The 18,478-nt window shown below is 38.7% G+C and carries 17 protein-coding genes; 8 read left to right on the top strand and 9 right to left on the bottom strand.

From position 1 onward, the window contains the following. Positions 1-165 precede the first annotated feature (165 nt). Positions 166-825, top strand: a complete 660-nt coding sequence (locus E6C50_RS02185; protein ID WP_136401562.1) for a hypothetical protein — start codon at positions 166-168, stop codon at positions 823-825. 85 nt (positions 826-910) lie between these two features. On the opposite strand, the gene E6C50_RS02180 is transcribed toward E6C50_RS02185, so the two are convergent. Next, a complete protein-coding gene (locus E6C50_RS02180; protein ID WP_136401561.1) occupies positions 911-1,306 on the bottom strand; it encodes a glyoxalase in 396 nt (131 codons plus the stop codon). A 219-nt stretch (positions 1,307-1,525) separates the two neighbouring features. Here E6C50_RS02180 and E6C50_RS17580 point away from each other — a divergent pair, with 219 nt between their 5' ends. Then, positions 1,526-1,924, top strand: a complete 399-nt coding sequence (locus E6C50_RS17580; RefSeq protein ID WP_168732727.1) for a hypothetical protein — start codon at positions 1,526-1,528, stop codon at positions 1,922-1,924. 227 nt (positions 1,925-2,151) lie between these two features. Here E6C50_RS17580 and E6C50_RS02170 read toward each other — a convergent pair whose 3' ends face one another. From E6C50_RS02170 to E6C50_RS02135, 8 genes are all read right to left on the bottom strand, one after another. After that, entirely contained in the window at positions 2,152-2,643 is a 492-nt protein-coding gene (locus E6C50_RS02170; RefSeq protein WP_136401560.1) for an RNA polymerase sigma factor, read from the bottom strand. A 460-nt stretch (positions 2,644-3,103) separates the two neighbouring features. Continuing rightward, positions 3,104-3,904 carry a PRTRC system ThiF family protein gene (locus tag E6C50_RS02165; protein ID WP_136401559.1) on the bottom strand — a complete coding sequence of 267 codons (801 nt, stop codon included), beginning with the start codon at positions 3,902-3,904 and terminating at the stop codon, positions 3,104-3,106. After that, positions 3,901-4,611: a PRTRC system protein B gene (locus E6C50_RS02160; protein ID WP_136401558.1), complete on the bottom strand. Its 711-nt coding sequence runs from the start codon at positions 4,609-4,611 to the stop codon at positions 3,901-3,903. The genes E6C50_RS02165 and E6C50_RS02160 overlap by 4 nt, the downstream gene beginning before the upstream one ends. Continuing rightward, a complete protein-coding gene (locus E6C50_RS02155; RefSeq protein WP_136401557.1) occupies positions 4,595-5,698 on the bottom strand; it encodes a hypothetical protein in 1,104 nt (367 codons plus the stop codon). Before E6C50_RS02155 ends, E6C50_RS02160 begins: the two co-directional genes overlap by 17 nt. Before the next feature lie 49 nt (positions 5,699-5,747). After that, the gene (locus E6C50_RS02150) at positions 5,748-5,966 is read right to left on the bottom strand and encodes a PRTRC system protein C (protein WP_136401556.1); all 219 of its coding nucleotides are present in this window, start codon (positions 5,964-5,966) and stop codon (positions 5,748-5,750) included. Next, positions 5,953-6,483 carry a PRTRC system protein E gene (locus tag E6C50_RS02145; protein ID WP_136401555.1) on the bottom strand — a complete coding sequence of 177 codons (531 nt, stop codon included), beginning with the start codon at positions 6,481-6,483 and terminating at the stop codon, positions 5,953-5,955. Before E6C50_RS02145 ends, E6C50_RS02150 begins: the two co-directional genes overlap by 14 nt. An 8-nt stretch (positions 6,484-6,491) precedes the next feature. Next, positions 6,492-6,689, bottom strand: a complete 198-nt coding sequence (locus E6C50_RS02140) for a hypothetical protein (RefSeq protein ID WP_211089513.1) — start codon at positions 6,687-6,689, stop codon at positions 6,492-6,494. 41 nt (positions 6,690-6,730) lie between these two features. Then, a complete protein-coding gene (locus E6C50_RS02135) occupies positions 6,731-7,123 on the bottom strand; it encodes a single-stranded DNA-binding protein (RefSeq protein ID WP_136401553.1) in 393 nt (130 codons plus the stop codon). A 517-nt stretch (positions 7,124-7,640) separates the two neighbouring features. Here E6C50_RS02135 and E6C50_RS02130 point away from each other — a divergent pair. From E6C50_RS02130 to E6C50_RS02105, 6 genes are all read left to right on the top strand, one after another. Next, positions 7,641-9,233 carry a T9SS type A sorting domain-containing protein gene (locus E6C50_RS02130; RefSeq protein ID WP_230978935.1) on the top strand — a complete coding sequence of 531 codons (1,593 nt, stop codon included), beginning with the start codon at positions 7,641-7,643 and terminating at the stop codon, positions 9,231-9,233. A 9-nt stretch (positions 9,234-9,242) separates the two neighbouring features. Then, positions 9,243-12,626 carry an RHS repeat domain-containing protein gene (locus tag E6C50_RS02125; protein ID WP_136401552.1) on the top strand — a complete coding sequence of 1,128 codons (3,384 nt, stop codon included), beginning with the start codon at positions 9,243-9,245 and terminating at the stop codon, positions 12,624-12,626. A 13-nt stretch (positions 12,627-12,639) separates the two neighbouring features. Next, positions 12,640-16,125 (top strand): DUF6443 domain-containing protein, encoded by a 3,486-nt coding sequence (locus E6C50_RS02120; RefSeq protein WP_168732726.1) that lies wholly within the window; start codon positions 12,640-12,642, stop codon positions 16,123-16,125. Positions 16,126-16,333: 208 nt separating this feature from the next. After that, the gene (locus E6C50_RS02115; protein ID WP_136401550.1) at positions 16,334-16,711 is read left to right on the top strand and encodes a hypothetical protein; all 378 of its coding nucleotides are present in this window, start codon (positions 16,334-16,336) and stop codon (positions 16,709-16,711) included. After that, positions 16,708-17,328, top strand: a complete 621-nt coding sequence (locus E6C50_RS02110; protein WP_136401549.1) for a hypothetical protein — start codon at positions 16,708-16,710, stop codon at positions 17,326-17,328. The genes E6C50_RS02115 and E6C50_RS02110 overlap by 4 nt, the downstream gene beginning before the upstream one ends. Before the next feature lie 263 nt (positions 17,329-17,591). Further along, entirely contained in the window at positions 17,592-18,122 is a 531-nt protein-coding gene (locus E6C50_RS02105; protein WP_136401548.1) for a hypothetical protein, read from the top strand. Positions 18,123-18,478 lie beyond the last annotated feature (356 nt).

The following is an 18,478-nucleotide window of genomic DNA, read 5'->3' as shown; positions in this document are numbered from 1 at the left end:
CGGTTTGTCTTTTTTTCCTTTAAATCATCTTTAAAATTTAATCTAAACTATAAGAAAAATTTTATACTTTGGCGTTGGATAATAAAATTCATTTTTTGAATATAAAAGCTGTTAAAAAATTAAAAAATAGGAGTAACGTAACATTAACCACAGTAATAAAATAATATGGGCTATACATTTTTTTTTGATGATTATTTAGACGATTTATTATTAAAAGCAAAAAAAGAAAAGAAAATTAAAGATTTTAAAACATGGAATCACCTTCCTATGGAAATCGAATTAGAAAGCTTAAATAAATTAGATGCTGTTCATCAAGGAATCAAAGAGTACTACGAAAAAAGAAGTGATGGGTTTGAATTAGAATGGTGGTCTAATAAAGAAAAAAGTCTGGGAGGCAAGATGAATTTAGCAGAAACGGAATATTTATTCGCTGATATGAAAGCATATTATGATGAAGAAATATTGTCTGTACATGGAGAAGACCTTCAATATTTTCAACCTTTTGATTATTGCTCAAATGAAAGTCGGTGTGGTTTTATCATTAGACCGGATAGTATCGAAAAGTCTATGTATTATAAAAGCGTTGACGACTATGAATTAGATTATCTGGATTTAGATTATCATGGTTATACGCAAATGGCAATAGAAGCACGTGTGTTTTATGATTGGCAAGTCGTATTATTATACTATATGAATGGAGTAGGTATTGGTTCGGTAGAAACAGAAACCTTTAAAACTGAGATGCCAAAAATATTCCCGGATTGGACGTGGGAAAATTTCATTGCCAAGTTTGAGAGCTTGCGTCTTTCTAATAAAGAAAAGTAAAACTTTTCAAAAAACTAAAAAGGACCGTGTTATGACGGTCCTTATAATTTATTAATGTAAAGCAAAAAGCTTTCGTTTGTTTACGTTAATCCAGTTCCAATAATTGCACCTGACTTTTCAGGCGCTCGATCAGCACATTCATCATTCTTTTGTTTAAGTTCGAGGAGTTTTTAATGTATTCCTGGTATTCGTCCACTGTAAAAAGGCCGATGATCATTCCTTTTAATGAATTCCGGAATTTGATATCCCGTTGGATAACATTCTCGATATAGGCCATCTTTTTTTCGGGTGTGAGCGAAAAGAAAACATTTTTCTGTTTTACCGCATAATTCAGGAAAACCTGAATGAAAAGTTCGTTTTGCAGTCGTAAGATCGGACGCAGGATTTTGTTTTGAAAAATTTCTTCGGATGAAGATTGATCCGAGATCATTCCCAAGGCTTCGCCTCTGAGATCGATCAAAAAGGTATCGCGATTTTCCATTTTTTATTTTAAAAGATTACAATTAAGTGTATTTAACTGAAAAACAATATGTTATACCTAAAAAAGAAATTGTATGGTAACGATTTAGTAACGATTCTTATTTCACTATGTTTCAATATGATACCACATAACTCATAACAAATATACACATTATCTCGATGTGAGAATCTATTTTAAGATCATTTTTCAAATCATATTTAACTAAATATCTTAGATATTGTGACATCTATAAACTGCACGACTTTTGCTTTCTATTTAGATTTCTTAGGAGTAGTTGATGGTTTCGGTTTCGGCTTCGGTTTCGACTCAGGTTTCGGTTTCGACTCAGGTTTCGGTTTCGGCTCAGGTTTCGGCTTAGGCTCAGGTTTCGGTTTCGACTCAGGTTTCGGCTTAGGCTCAGGTTTCGGCTTCGGCTCAGGTTTCGGTTTCGACTCAGGTTTCGGTTTCGACTCAGGTTTCGGCTTCGGCTCAGGTTTCGGTTTCGACTCAGGTTTCGGTTTCGACTCAGGTTTCGGTTTCGACTCAGGTTTCGGTTTCGACTCAGGTTTCGGTTTCGACTCAGGTTTCGGTTTCGACTCAGGTTTCGGCTTAGGCTCAGGTTTCGGCTTAGGCGGCTGATTACTTCTGCCTTTTCCTGATTTTTCGCCTGTTGTCGAAGGCCATCCTCCGGCAGTACCCTGTCCTTTTTTTCCTGTTTTTTTTGTCATAATGTGCATTTTAAATGATTAATTGAGTTTTACTATTAAATTTTATAAGTAATGTTCAGTGCTTGTATTTAGGTGACGTTTTATTGAATGATTTCGTTAGTTTACAAAAGCTTATTAAAGAATTTTGGGGTTAAGTTTTCAATGTTTAAATAATACTTTTAATTTGTTTTTCACTCTTATAAACCTGACTCTAACATTCCCTTCTGAAAGCCCCATTTTCTTCGCTGTTTCTACGTGTGGAATACCTCGTAAATAGCAAATTAATAATGTTCTTTCAATAGGTTTTAACATTTTAAAGACCTTTATAAATCTTATTGACCTAATTTCCTTTTCATTATGTGGATCGTCAATACCTATCTCTGGGATAAGGACAGGAAAAATAAGCTTAGGCTTTTTTCTTTCTGTTTCTAGGCTTTTTATTGCAGTATTAATTGCAACACTGTACATCCATGTTGAAAATCGGCTTTCACCCCGGAAGCTCTTATACGACTTCCAAAGTTGGAAAATAATGTCTTGTTTAAGATCCTGTTGATCTTGCTTTGTTCTTGCATACGTTTTAATGACTTTAAACAATACGCCTTTGTGTTTTTCTAAATAACCCAGAAAAAGTCCTTCAATAGTCTTTTGCATAAGCCTACAGACATTTTGTGAATTTTATATATTCACATTAATATTCGATTGAAAGGATGGATTTACTGATGTTGTGAGATTGGTAGAAGGGAAGCATCAATCCCTGCGGATATTATATTAAATGCCAAATTACGAAACTCACTTTAATTAAAACCGAGTAGTTATACCTGTTTTTTTGGAATGGTCGTAAATTTTCGGGCGAAGTAATTGATCTGATGTTCTTTGGGATATAGTTTGCGTTGTGGCATATGCTAACCTCCGTTGATATTTTTGATATGGTTTACATTGGAATAATTCGTTGTTGATTAGTATTCGTCGAGACTTTAAAGGGATTTGAAGTAAGCTATGGGATTAAGCGGTTTTCTTTTGCTTCTTTTCTTTGGCGCGTCAAAAGAAAAGAAGTTCCCGACAATCTGGACAACTTTATCCGACTGCGGAAACCTTAAACAGGCTTGTGTTTTTATTGGACTCTTATCGGTTCGGTACGGAAGGAAGCAAGGTTAAGAAAAAATCCCCGATAGGGTGTCATTCCATTTCGGAACATATCCCACAATAAAGAGCCTGCCATATTAACAAGGGTTGAGTTAATGAATAAATCCTGTTTTTCGAGTGCTTCTGCTATGGAACAGCTTGGTATGTCTGTTTCATCCTGTGAATTTAAAATTTCTGCATATTCCTCCGTAACCATTGGAAGATATGATACAGGCTTATACAGTTTCGATTTCGGCTGTTCGATATAGCCCAATGTCGAAAGTATTACCTGTCCCGTTTTTAACGAATTTCCCAAATCCATCCAATATAAGGGCGTGTCCCGTTGGTTTCTTCCTGATGGTAGGTTCTTTAGAATATCTGCAATAACAAATCTTGCATCAGCCGAATCTACACAGGAAATATACAGGTTTGCCCTGCCATGATTAGGCATTGAACGGAGTTTGCCTTTTTCAAAGCGATACGTTATCGCTTTCCAGTCCGTTCCGAAAAATCGGTTTATTCGGTTAATGAGTACTACGGATTTATACAATCCCAGTTCCGATTCTGCGAATAGCTGTCGTCCCTGATTAGCTTCCGTTACTGTATCATCGTCAAAAATATTTAATTGGATGCCTGGGTGTCCTAAAGCTATAAGACTATGATTTATTCGGGCAAGTGCCGTAAGCATCGTATTCCCCGAACCTCCTGCGCCAATGAGATTGACTGTTATCGGGTTCATGGGGTTTAGGAGGTAATTATCCACGTAGTGCATTGCGGTTTGTGTTTTCATTTTATGATGCTTTTTAGGGTTAAACCATTTTTTAAAAGTGCCTTTTTGGGAAACTTTTTCTTTGTATTAACAAGGCTCTGCCAAATCTGAATGAGGTTTCCTTTGGCGGGTTTTGAGTTTAGGAAGTGGCTGAAATAGCTGTTAAAAAAATAGTTCTGCCAATTCTGCATGAAATCTTCCAACGTGTGTCCCAGTTTAATATCAATCTTTACGTTTCCCATGCAAACTTTTCCGCTATTGTCGATGTTTGGGAATGGTGCGTTATATAGTTCCGTAGTGATTTCTATATTTTCCTCAACAACAGCATATACGCTAAGAGTATCTTTTGAAGCCTTCCAAACCATTGCCGGAACAAAAAACTTTCCTTCGGTAATACCGAAATTTTTGGTGAAGAAAAGTTCGGTCTGCATTTCGGGAGTATGCCAAATTACGCGACTGTTATAGTCAGGATCAATATGTAGTACATTGGATGGCATTAAACCTTTTGGTCTTAGATAGTTTCTGTTCATCTGTTCGGATTTATCCAATGCCTTTGCGAGGTTTCCGCATTCCGAAGCTGTTAACGGATGTGCATTAACGGGGTAGCCGTTTTCATCCATATCAAAACTTTCTACATAGACAGCACTTGTTTTTCTTGGTATTCGATAAATTACGAAAGCCTTTACAGGTTTGTAAAGCGAGCCGAAATCATTAGTTATTGTTTTCATTGTTCATTTCAGTTAAAAGGGTGCATAAATCTTCTAAAAAAGGAAACATCAAGGCTTCAAACTGTAAATCAATCTGTTCGATTTCGTTCGTGTCAAAGTGTATGATATAACGGGGTTCTTCTTTCTCTGAGCAGTTACCCAATTCATCATTAATAGATTGCGACATATTGTCAAATAATAAACCTGTGTTATCGGAGATAAAGGAAACGTATTGCTGTCCCGTAATAATGTAATCGTCATCATCTTCCTCGAAAGTTGTAAAATGATCGAACAGTTTTCGCTTGGGATAATTTTGCATCATCTGATAAGCCCTTTCTGCCAATAAAAGGCATTCTCTGTCAAATTGTGAATGCGGGATAAATCTGTCTATGCGTTCACCAAAATTGTCTACATGATAGTAGCTGTAAATCTTTCTCAGCATAACATCTCCTATGTAAAAAGCAGTGTCAATTTCCTGATAGTTCTGTACTACTTCTTCCTCATCATCCCATCCATCCGCAAGCAAATCGACCTGAAATTCGTACCATCTGAAAAGCTCACTTTCTTCCTCCCGATAGTAAGGTATTCCTGCGATGTGGTATAAGTAGCTAAACACAGATAGCAGTAATTCTGCTGCCTTTTTATTCTTTCCGCTCCGTATTAGTCTGTAAACAGGTGCAACGGGTATATAATATAAACGGTATCCTGTACAATATCCAATATCAGCAGTAAGCCTTATTTTTCCATATTCAGATACAGTTATCATCAGGTCAACATCCAGTTGACCTTCTGCACGTTGAACTTTAGTAAAAGTATCCTCGTAAGCCATCAGGATATTATAAGGGTAAGGGAACTTATCCGTATCAATGGTTTGAAATCCATATGTTGATTTTAGAAATTCGAGAGAATCAAAGAAATCCTTTTCCGTAGATTCTTTAGGAGGTAGCTTTTTGCCTACCTCCAGTAAAGGCAAAAAGCGGTGTTTTAAAAAACCATTGGAAGTAACGGTAGCGGAGCCGATTTTGATTTTGTGTTCAGAATTTGGTCGGCATCTTTTATGCCGTCCATTGCATCCACGAACTTTGCTATATTTTGTTGAGTTTTCCATTGCTGATATTTTTTAGTTCCGAGTTTTGGTATTGCATTACGTATCGTTCTCATCCTTTTGTACCGATTTGAGTTAAGAATTTATACTGTATGGTATCGTTTTCGATTTTTGGACCTTCTATTGTAGCTGTTGTCAGGATAGGGTAGGTCTGCGCATAAAAATTCAATACATTTTCGGGTGTGAAATTAGGCGAGGGGTCGGAGAGTTTTATCTCCTGTGATTTATCTTTAAAGATAAATTGGCGTGGAAGTACTTTAGCTGATAACATGATTTTCGGTTTTTGGTGAATTAAATAAATCGGGAGCAAACTGAGCCGATAGGCTTGCTCTACGGTTGTTTATTTCTTCTCTATGCTCAGGGAACTTTTCTACTGATGGCACTTTCATCCACGCCGTTTTGTATTCTCCCTGTGCTTCCAGTTCGTCAACTTCTTTCATTGCCTTTTCGTAAGGGCTAACAATGTCGGTTTTCTCGGCTTTTGTATTCTTCTGTTCCGTACCGATTTTAATCTTATCCCTTTCCTTTACGTAGGCTTCCATATTAGTAAAAAGTTGTGCAGTGTCCTGTATAGGTTTTTGAATGGCTTGGAAAAAGCCGTTATCCAGTTCCTCTGCCGTACCTCTTAAAATTAAAGGAAGTATGTTTTTTTTGACGGTATCACCTGCCTTTTTATTGAAAAAAAGTACCGAAACAACAAGTCTGTTTTCTTTGTCGTGTGCTACTGTAATTGTCCAATCCCCCTCAATCTGAAGGGCGTTAATGGACTGAAAAAATGTATTGCTCATGGCGTTTACTATTTGTTTTTGTTATCAATATTTGTTTTAATTGCAACCAATTTTTCGTATAAATCCTGCCAGTACAATTGTGTAGTATCTACTTTTACGAAGTGTTCATTGTAATGGCTGTATTTTCTGTATGTATCGGCTTGTTTTATAGCTTTCTCTAGGTCAGTTATTTCTAACTCATTTCCTTCTCTGTCTTTAACTGTCATAATTTCTATGTTTTAATTGTTAAATACTTTTTCATTGTGGGTTAAAATGGTAAACCGTCATTACTGTCGATTTCTTCCTGTGGTAGGTTCGGTTGAGCTGATGGGGTTTCGTTTTGTGCTTTTTTAGGAAAAGCCAAAATTTTGAAGTCTGTTACATGAAAGGTCAGTGTTCCTTTTGCTTCACCGTTGTTTGATAGGTAGGTATTAATCCCTACACGTCCAGTTAGTTGCATCAAAGTGCCTTTCTGTAATTTCTTTGCCCTGTTAGGGTTAATCCAATACGAACAGGCGAAGTAGTTCGTAATTTCGACAGGTTCTGTACTGCCTTTAGCTTTGTAGCGATTGTTCTCTGCGATACTGAAGTTTGCTACCTGTTTGTTTGCGGAGGTGGTTTGTACCATTACGTCCGCTGTTAATCTGCCTGTAATTTCCATGATAAGAGATTTTAGTTTATTACTACTTTTTCTTTTCTCCCTTTTTCCATGTTTTTTTTTCCAAAAAAGCTTTTATTCAAAAGAAAAAAACGGAAAAAAAAGAAAGCAAGTGGACAGCGGCTAGGTTCGTTGACGGTGGGCTATAAGTCCAGAAGGGTGGCATTGTGAGCAATGCCATTATGCGCCCAACGTAACGAAAGCCGCTAACTTAGCTTGGCTTTTTAGTCCGTTTCGCATTGAATAAATGTCATTTGAAGAAACTGCTTCCGAGCTTTATTACAGTTTAGCGATGCTTAAATGGCTGCTATGGAGATGATTGGATTTACAAGAATATACTTGTATTCCTGTGTGTTCCAATTGAGCAAAAAGCAATGCGTAATTTTGATTAATCATTACGTAATTATACGTAACGACTTGATTTTCAATAGGGGGAAAAGCCCCATTTTTGTGTTTTGACTTGTTTTGTATGGTGAAATTGGTTTAAGTTTGGTACTCATTTTATTACAAATTATTCACCATGTCTTACTCATTTATGCGCCGGCTTATTAGCCTGGCTATGCTATTGGTTTGCCCGTTTTTCTGCTTTTCCCAGGATATACTTTGGGAAAAGTCGTACGGCGGTAAGCACGCCGAATTTTTAGCAGACGTACTGCCTACACCCGACTACGGGTTTTTATTGGCGGGAAGTTCCTTATCCGAGAAAAACGGTAACAAGGAAATGGCTTCGAGCGGTAATTTCGATTACTGGCTCTGGAAAATGGATGAACACGGTTCCGCCGAATGGCAAAAAAGCTATGGCGGCTCCGGTATGGATTTCTTGCAAAATGTACAACTTACGACCGATGGCGGTTTTATTTTGGCAGGTATTTCAAACTCACCAAAGAGTGATCAAAAAAAACATGATAATCGAGGTCAGGATGATCTTTGGATCATAAAACTGGATGCCAAAGGTAACGAGCAATGGCAAAGCACCATCGGTGGTAGCGGTCAGGAGCAGGTAGCCACGATACGCAGAACCAAAGACGGTGGCTATATTGTTGGCGGATCATCGGCATCGGGTAAATCGGAAGACAAGACCGAAGAAAACTTCGGGAATCTGGATTATTGGGTTATTAAGCTTGCTTCCGATGGAAAAATCGAATGGCAAAAAACCTATGGCGGAAGAAACCTTGATCAGCTAAAAACAGTCGAACAAACCCCGGATGGTGGCTATATCATCGGTGGTTATTCCAATTCCCCGGCTTCGGGCAATAAGCTGAACGATAACATCGGCGCAGGTGATTATTGGATCATCAAAACCGATAAGCAGGGAGCAATCGAATGGCAACGTACCATAGGTGCTGACGGTGACGATCATTTATCGGCACTGATCCAATGTAAAGCAGGTGGTTATCTTTTGGGCGGCAGTTCCAATTCCAATCCGTCACGTGATAAAAGTAAGGCTAACGGTAAAGGAACCGATTTTTGGGTTGTTCGCTTGGATCAGGACGGCCAGACCATCTGGCAGGAAACCTATAATTACGGGAAATTTGACGTACTAACTTCAATTATCGAAAATGACGACCATACCTTTTTGATCGGTGGCTATGCCCACAGTGAGGTTAACGAGGGTAACAAAGATAAAAAGGATATTAATGACTATATCGCCTTAAAGATCAATGACAAGGGAGAAGAACTTTGGAGTAAAACGGTTGGAAGCGACGGTGAAGACATTCTGAGCCGATTAGTAGAAACCCGTGATGGCGGCTACCTTTTAGCTGGAACTTCTAAAGGGAAACCGTCACGAGATAAAAACGGCGGAAATGGTGGTAGCGATTTTTGGGTAGTTAAATTAAAAGACCGCTATAAAAAAGAACTGGACAAGCCAGCTATTGAAGCCTTGCCAAACCCGGCGCAGCAATTTACCAACATTATTGTGGGCTACGATTTCCAAACCGGAATCGCTTCTGTATTCGATTTATCGGGAAGACAACTTCAACAATTTTCAATTGACGGTCGTACCGTACCGGTAGATTTAAGTTCGTATCCGGAAGGGATCTATATTGTGGAAATTCGTACCAACGTGCAATACGATTCGGTAAAAGTGATCAAGGGTATCCAACCTAAATAAAAAACAAACATGAAAAAAATAATACTCTCTTTACTGCTTTTAGGGCTTTATGCGACAACTATGGCTCAGGATGAAGGTAACGGAAAGATCGTTAAGCCCGATGTTACCGTTCCATCGCCACAAGCCTTTGCCTTAACCAAATTTGGTGACATTCCTGTCAATGAATTTTCGGGAATGGTCAATGCTACCATACCGATCTACACGGCAAAGGTCGGAAAACTGGAATTGCCTATAACCCTGAATTATTCCGCCGCGGGTGTTAAGGTCAATCAAACTGCTACTTGGACAGGAATCAACTGGATACTTAATGCAGGTGGGGTTATTTCCCGTACGATCAATGATGCGCCGGATGAATCCATATCGGCAGATAAACGTCTGACAGCAGACATGATCATTCCAAATCAGTTGGTCAATGGCTCTGCTCATAGTTATTTCCTGAACGGGGTATTTGTTGGCGCGCGTAAGCATTATGATTTTAAACCTGACTTATGGAATTTTTCATTCGGAAATTATTCCGGTACGTTTTATCTGGATGCAGACTTTATGCCTAAACTGTCAAAAGTGGACAGTCCGCTAAAAGTCGAAATTGTGGGTAGCGAATCCGATATGCGCCAACGCTTGCGTAATAGTCAGGAGTTCTGTATCACCACGCCTGACGGGATCAAATATTATTTCGGCGGAGAGGGCGCGTGCGAAAGTTCGTTTATGGGTTCACACCGAGATAACCCCTATGCCAATACCGGATTTTACCTGCACAAGATCCAGCACCCGGATTATGGTGTGATCTTATTTGAATACGATACCGATACGGTAACGCACTCGGTGTGGACAAGTCAGGAAGAAAGCGTAACGGTAAAAGTACTGGAAACACGCGAAGATGAATTGTGCAAACGTCCACCGACCAATGAAGGACAACACGCGATCAATAGCAGTGCGACAGTGACCCTAAACGGTAAATGGCTGAAACGGATCTATAGCCCGCACAGTTATCTACAAATCCTATTCAACCGCAGTAACGGTTCCGGTGGGAACTACAAATATGTACTGGATAATGTAGAAGTCAAGGAAGGTAGTACGATGGTGCGCAAGGCTGAATTTACTTACCTGTTTCCACAGACCAAAACGACTTCCGAACGGTTCTTTCTAACGAAAGTAGAATTTGATAAAGACCGTAATTACGGTAGTGGTCACGGACGTAAAAACGAGGAATATATACTGGAATATAATGATCCGCTCGGACTGCCTAACCGTAGAAGTGAAGCAAAGGATTTATTAGGATATTATAACGGTAAGACTGGCAATACGACCGCATTGCCGCAGAACGAAGATTTATTGTTCCATAACTATTACCCGAATCTGGCTGACCGTAGCCCAAGCGCGGCACACATGGCCAAAGGAAGTCTGGTCAAAATTACGTATCCGACCAAAGGATATACCATTTTTGAATACGAGACACCAAAGGCAAAAGCCTATGACAGACAGGGACGTTCCATGCTGATATGGCGTAACAGTCCCGGCAGGGTTCCTGCATCCAAAACCAATACAGCAATACCTTTAGGTGATTTTATTGCGAATCCTGACGGGACATTTGGAACCAGTTCGGCAGTTATTGATGAAGAAATCAAAGTACGGGTTGATCTGATGGCCGATGCCCAGATGGGACATACCGACAGGATTACATTTAGACTTGTAGATCAGACCACGGGGACAGTACAGTCCTTTCTGGTACAGATGCCGGACGGTAATCAGGAGATCGGAACGGGCGAGTTTAATTTTAGCCGTGAGTTTACCGTAAATGTGATCAAGGATCATATCTATACCGTGGAAATGTACAACAATTATTCGGCTCCGGTGATGTATGAAGCCAGCGCTTACTTTTTCCATACGCGTGGGTTTAAGACGGTGGATGAACAAGGTGGACTACGGGTAAAGCGTACCACGGATTTTACGGAGAATGACCAAACGGCATTTAGCAAACGCTTTTATTACACGCAGGCTAAGGACGTATATGTCGATCCGTTTTCACTTCTGACATTCAAAAAGAACGTTGATTATGTGACCGAGCTGTTTCTGACCAAATGCTGTAGTCCGGGCGGTGTTTTAGGTCCCGGATGGATGAGCCGTACCGGAGAGATCAAGTTACGTACCCTGTACTCGTCAAGTGTATTTACCAGTGCTTTTGACCAGAAATACGAGTATGTAACGGTAAGTTATGGTGGTGATAATTTTGAACTGGGCGGAAAACAGAAGCAGTTTGTAAACAAGTCTTCCTCTACCTATCAGGAAATCCACCCGTTTTATGTAAGTCCGTTCCAGAATGAACACGCAATGTACAGAGGGAATCTGCAATATATCTATGAAGGCACATTGCTTTCGGAAATGGAGATTATGAAACGTGGTAATACCCTGTATAAAGTAAGCGAACAGAAATATGAATACGATTATATTCCGTACGGAAACGGTATGACGGGAGTTATAGGCGGTTACGCGCATATGAACTGCGGTTATCCCACTGATGGTGCGGACAATCTGGACATCGCCAAGTTTGAGTTTATGTCCAAAAAGGTAAACCTTATTTCCAAAAGTCAAAAGGAGTTTATTGTACCGATGCCACTGACGATGGATGCTGCATTTGAAGCCAATTATAAACCAGTGACATCCGTAACAGAATACAGCTATGATGGATTACCGGGCTTACCTACAAAAGTAAAGACTACCGTAAGTGAAAACAATAATTTTACCGAGGTACGCAATACCTATGCAGATCAGGCCACAACCTTATCCGGGGTGACCGCAGATCAATTGAGCGCTTATACTAAACTGGTTGAGAAGAACAAAATCAATCATCCTATCGAGGTAAAAACCTATCGCACTGATAACAGCCTTCCGGTTCTGGTAACGACCAACCGAACACTGTATAAAAATTGGGGAACAACGCTTGATCTGATTTTGCCGGAGATGATCCAGCAGTCAAAAGGTAGCCGCCCACTGGAAGACCGTGTGCAGTTCAAAGCCTATGACAACCGCGGAAATCTGACCCTATTAACAATGGATAAAGGTGCAAGAATACGTTATGAATATGACGGGTATGATAACCTAAAAGCCAAGATCGAAAATTACAATGGATCGGATGCAGTACCCGATCAGGCACCGAATATCCCTGTTGATTTTGAGCCGGGTACACCTGCACCTTGTACATTGGGTGCTATTTATCCCGGAGCAACGGTAACGTGGTACTATTACGATACGTTTACGCGTTTACTGCGCCGTACGGTGGATGGAAACTGCCGCAGTACCTACTACGAATACGATGCGCTATTGCGATTAAAACGTATCAAAGACCACGATGGCAATATCATCGAAGAGTATGATACCAATTATAAACTTAACTAAGACAGGCTACACCATGAAAAAAATATTATTTCTCTTATTGTGCTGCCCGATTTTGATGGTGGCGCAGACCAATACGCAAAACTGGTCAAAGAAAACGACGTACCGTGCAGCTAACAGCGGTCGCCCCTTATCGACGGTCACCTATTATGACGGTCTGGGACGTCCGGTACAGCAGAACGTAAACAAGCAATCCGGCAACGGTAAAGACCTGATCACCCATATCGAATACGATCTGGGACGTCAGTTAAAAGAATACCTGCCGTATCCGGCTACAAGCAATGATATGAGCTTCCAGACGGGCGCACAGTCCGCTACGCTGAACTATCCGCAGTACAGCGGTCAGTATCCGTACAGCGAAAAGGTACTGGAAACCTCACCGTCGGCGCGCCTGTTAAAACTTGGCGCACCGGGAGCAGACTGGCAGGTTAACCCGAATGCTGAAATGGATCATACGATAAAAACAGCTTATGAGACGAACATTACCAATGAGGTCAAAAACTATTTTGCGGCAACCACTTGGGATGATGCGAGTGGTGTTTACAATATCCAGTTACAGGATAAAGGTTTTTACAGTGCGAACCAGTTGTACAAAACCATAACTAGAGACGAAAACTGGAAGTCGGGAACCAACAATACCAGTGAAGAATTTACGGATAAAGAAGGTCGAGTGGTATTAAAACGCACCTATAACAATGGGGCGCACGATACTTACTACGTATATGACATCTATGGAAACCAGACCTATGTGATTCCGCCTTTGGTAACGAATCCTGCTAGCCAGTTGGATGATCTATGCTATCAGTATAAATACGACCATCGTAACCGGATGGTGGAGAAAAAACTACCGGGTAAGCAATGGGAATCGATCATATACGATAAACTGGATCGTGTTGTGGCAACAGGGCTGACTTTATCCCCATTTGGTGGTACTGAAAAAGGATATTTGATCAGCAAGTACGATGGCCTTGACCGCGTGGTTTATACCGGATGGTTACAGAGTACAGCACCGAGAATCTCTTTGCAACAACAGTACAATGCGGAGACGACTAATTTTTCGGAAAAACGCTTACGTCCGGGGACTACCATAGATGTAGATAACGTAGCGATAGCCTATACCAATCTGGTAGTACCTACCAGTGGAATAAAATTATTAAGTGTAACCTACTATGATGATTATGGGTATCCGGGAGCTATTGTTCCGCCTGCTTCGATCGAGGGTCAGGATGTCGCAGTTTCCGTTGTCGGACAGGCTACGGGAAATTGGGTTCGCGTGCTGACTTCGGCTTCCGAGACATTGAACGAGCAAACCCAGACCTTTTATGACACTAAGTACCGTGTTATCCGTTCAACTACATTAAATCAGTTGGGTGGTTATACGCGAGTGGATAATAAGCTAGACTTTAACGGAAAAGTCGAGCAGACACAAACCTTCCATAAACTAAATTCTAGCAGTAATGAACTATCCGTTAAAGACAGTTATAGCTACACCGATCAGGATCGATTACTCTTGCATACTCACAGGATAAACGGAGGTGCTGAGCAACTGATCGCAAAGAACACCTATGATGATTTAGGGCGGTTGGTATCCAAGAATGTAGGCGGAACAGATGTTACAGGCGCGATCGGATTACAAAAAGTCGATTACCGTCACAATATCCGCGGATGGCTCACCGACATTAACAACGATGCACCGACTGGAAGCGCAGGTTTTACTTTGGGACAAGGTGATCTTTTTGGATTTAAGATCAATTACAATACGGTAACCGAGAGTGAAAACGGAATCATAAATACCGCACAAAGTAGTGTGAACGGGGACGTAAGACCCTTGTACAACGGGAATATTTCCGAAACGTTCTGGATTTCAGCGAGCGATAACCAATTAAGGAAATACGGCTATAAATACGATGCTTTAAACAGGCTCTTAAAGGCGTTCTATCAAAAACCGATTAGCAATGTGCCCGTACCAAAATCCTATGATGAGGAAATATTCTATGATAAAAACGGAAATATTACAGGTTTAAAAAGGAAAGGAAATCTTGACAGTCCGCTGTTTGCAATTGATATTGACGATCTGAGCTATGTTTACAATGGCAATCAGTTAATGCGGGTCAATGATGCTACCAACAATCCGGAGGGCTTTCAGGATAATCAATACGGAAGTACCGCTAACGATTATGCCTATGATACCTTCGGTAACCTTATTAAAGATGAGAATAAAGGTATTACCGCTGTTAACTACAATCACCTTAATTTACCATCCGAAATAGTTTTTAATGGCGGAGGAAAAATTAATTATATTTACAATGCCGAAGGAGTTAAGGTACAGAAAAGAGTAACCACACCAACAAGCAATGTTTTAACCGATTATCAGCAGGGTTTTCAATATGAAAACCAAACCCTGAAATTCTTTCCGCATTCAGAAGGGTATGTAAATGTAACTGGGACGTTCTTTAACTATGTATTTAATTACGTAGATCATATCGGTAATATCCGAAGTAGTTTTACATGGAATGATAAACAAGGTGCATTACAGATCGTTACGGAAAATCACTTTTATCCATTCGGTCTTCAGCATAAGGCATATAATAATCAATCCTATGTATTTGTTCCTGCTGAAAATGCTCCCGGTTACTATCGGTCAGAACTTGTACAGGAAGGAAGTCGAACACCTGTTAACCCTTACAAGTATAAGTACAATGGTAAAGAATTTCAGGATGAACTAGGGCTGAACTTCTACGATTATGGAGCAAGGAACTATGATGCCGCAATTGGCCGATGGATGAATATTGATCCGCTTGCTGAGAATTCCAGAAGGTGGACTCCGTATAATTATGCCTATAATAATCCTGTATATTTCATTGATCCCGATGGCATGCAAGCTATTGATAATGATGATTGGTATCAAAATCAGAGTAATAGTAATATTGAATGGTTTGACGGAAATGGCGCTAAAGAAGGATATGATTATTTAGGAACTCATACAGATGTAGCAACAGGAGATGGAAATCAGTATAAACTTAATAATGATGGATCCTTCAAAGATGTTGTCAATAATAAAAGTTACGCTAAAGGTGAAAGTTTAGCGATAGGACAAACGGGGTCAGACATTGTTTCTCATTTAAGTTTAAAGGAAAAGGCTCTAAAATTGGCATCAGATATTGTTGCACCAATTTTTGAAACTCCTCAAGATATAATTTTTCCTATGGTAAATCAAGCTAACATTATTTTGAATGAGGGTTTACATGAAGGAGGCGCAAGAAATAGGGATAATGTTTTGTTACCAAATACGTTTGAACTAAATAATTGGAAAATTGAGTCGGGAAGAAGTCATACGTCCACAGGTAGTATGAGTTTTAAGGAAGGGCAAGATGTTCTTAATAATACAGCAGCTCTAATAGCTCTACCAGTAAAAGCTGCTACTAATCCGCTAATTAACACCGCTGTTAAGACAGTAGTCAAGACCGCTATAAAAGAAGGAATGAAATCTTTAGAAAAATAAATAATAATTATGGAAATGATATTGGAAGTCGTAATTGTATTGCTTTTTAGGTATCCAGGCGCATTTATAAGATGGGTGTTTCTTCATAAGCGAAGAACATTTGATTCGTTGTTAAAAGAAGATCCTTATATAAATGCTACATTATCGATAGCAATATTAGGTGGAATTGCACTTTTGATTAGTTATATCCTTAAAAGGTAAATAGAATATGAATAAAATTATGACAATTTTAATTATTCTGGTGCTTTTTGGTTGTACTTCAAAAAGGATAGCCGATGATCACAGTTTGATTTTTAGAAATGATAGTGAAAGGATCTTATTAGTCTTTAAGAACGGTGATCCTTTTTTAAAAGTTGATAATCCTGTTTTGGTTAATGTTTTAACTGAAAACATTAATAAAGAATCTTTGGTTTTTTCTGCGCCGGGGATTAAATTAATTAAGACAGAATCAAATCCAGAGAATCAAATAACCCTTGAGCTAACACCCAAGAAGGAAGATGTGGTTAATAATAAAATTGCGCTAAGAGTTTCTTATAAAAATGCAGAAAAAACAATTTTTCATGTTTTCAATATTCCGATTAAATGAATAAATTAGAATTAAAGGAACTCTTGTTACAAAAAGTTGATGAACAGTTAAGAAACGAAAGTTTCAGGCTTAATAAAAGACTTAGTGAGTTTACGCGCCGTACTAAAGAAGGCTGGCATAAATTTCAATTGATTTTTTTAGATTTTGAGGACTATTGGGAAATCAAAATAGGTTTATTAATTAGAAAAAATGTAATTGAAAATATTTTTCATAAGGGTTCATATTTTGCTCCTGAGTATCATAAATCGACAGCGACGATAGGTATAGATTTGGAGAATTTAATGAATGATGAATACTATCGTTTTCTTCTTAAATCGGAGTCTGATTTGGACTTTGTTGTAAAAGCAGTAAATAAGGCTTTTTATGATATAGCTTTGAAGTTCTTTGAGGAATACGATTCAATAGAAGCAATAGATCGGGCTTTAAATATGGATGTTGGTCAAAGTATATTTTCAGGATATAAGTATGGCGGAAATACAGGAATAATAGCTGCTAAGCTAGTTGGAAATCCATCATATAATTCTTTGGTTGAAAAGTATCGAGTTTTCTATACAGATAATTTTGACGGATTTTATCTTGAAGAATTTAATAATATCGTCAATTCTTTAGTAAAATAGACAGTTTTAAATATCCTGGTGCTTGTTTGTAGTTTTTCATTTTGCATCAGTAACCGCCTAATTAATGGCTAAATAATGTAAACTCCATTTAATTTTTCCTTATGATATTGCAGTATAAATTTATGTACTGCAATATCTCCCTTTATTTTTCGAATTTCCTGTGTCATGGTTAAATTAACCATTGGCTCACTATTGTGTAAACTGAAAGAATTAATGTCTGTTAGCATTTGAGTTTCAGAATCCACATTTGTAAAAAATAAATTATGATGTCCAAGCAGATAAACTTTTTCCATACGGAATCAGATATTAAAGAGTTTTTAGATTTTTTTAGAAGTAATGTGTACAAACTATATCCTCATAAGGTAGATGACCTAAATAAACTAAGAGAAATCAATTTCCCCCACGATAGAAGGATAATAATATTTCGTGATTCGAAAAAATTAGAATACGAGTATATTGAGAAGCAGGGCTATTATCTTTTAAATCCTGAAAACTCAGAAGCAATTGATTTTTTAATCTCTGCGCAGCGTGAAGATGGAAAAAGCATCGAAGCAGGTCGGTTGTATTATACCGAGAAGATCTTTACCAGTCAAAGCCTACTTCACAAAAGCGATGATTTTGTGAAGGCTTCAAACCGTCTTTATACTTTGTTCAAACGACGATTTTTAAAGAAGACAAAATTTAGTAAGGGATGGTACTTGACCCAAAGCATAATTAATTCGTTCGAGCAAGGAGAAGCCGTATGGGAACGAAACAACAATGTAATTCGCTTTCATAGTAAAAATAGTATTTAAAAGCGATTGGTAGCCTAAACAAAAAATATTCAATATGAAGGAATTGATCTATCGATATTCGGAGAGACCGAATGATTTTTTTAAGAGAATCTATATAATGGTTTTATTTGCAAATATCATTTTCGTATTATTCAATATGATACTGCATTTATGTGGTGTCTACCCTGAGAATCTTGATGTAGATATTCATTTTGGTATAGCCGGACTAATTATTACTATTATTATGATGCCGATCTTAGCATTACTTATTTCTGTGATGATATGGCTATACTTCATGGTAGGGATATCGTGTTTAAAAATGATCAGATTTTTTCTATACACCTAATCTTAGTTTCAAGGTATTAGTTTAAATATTT

Origin of the sequence: Flavobacterium supellecticarium, assembly GCF_004801375.1 — a bacterium.
Taxonomy (GTDB): domain Bacteria; phylum Bacteroidota; class Bacteroidia; order Flavobacteriales; family Flavobacteriaceae; genus Flavobacterium; species Flavobacterium supellecticarium.
This window is presented reverse-complemented; position numbering and strand designations above follow the sequence as displayed.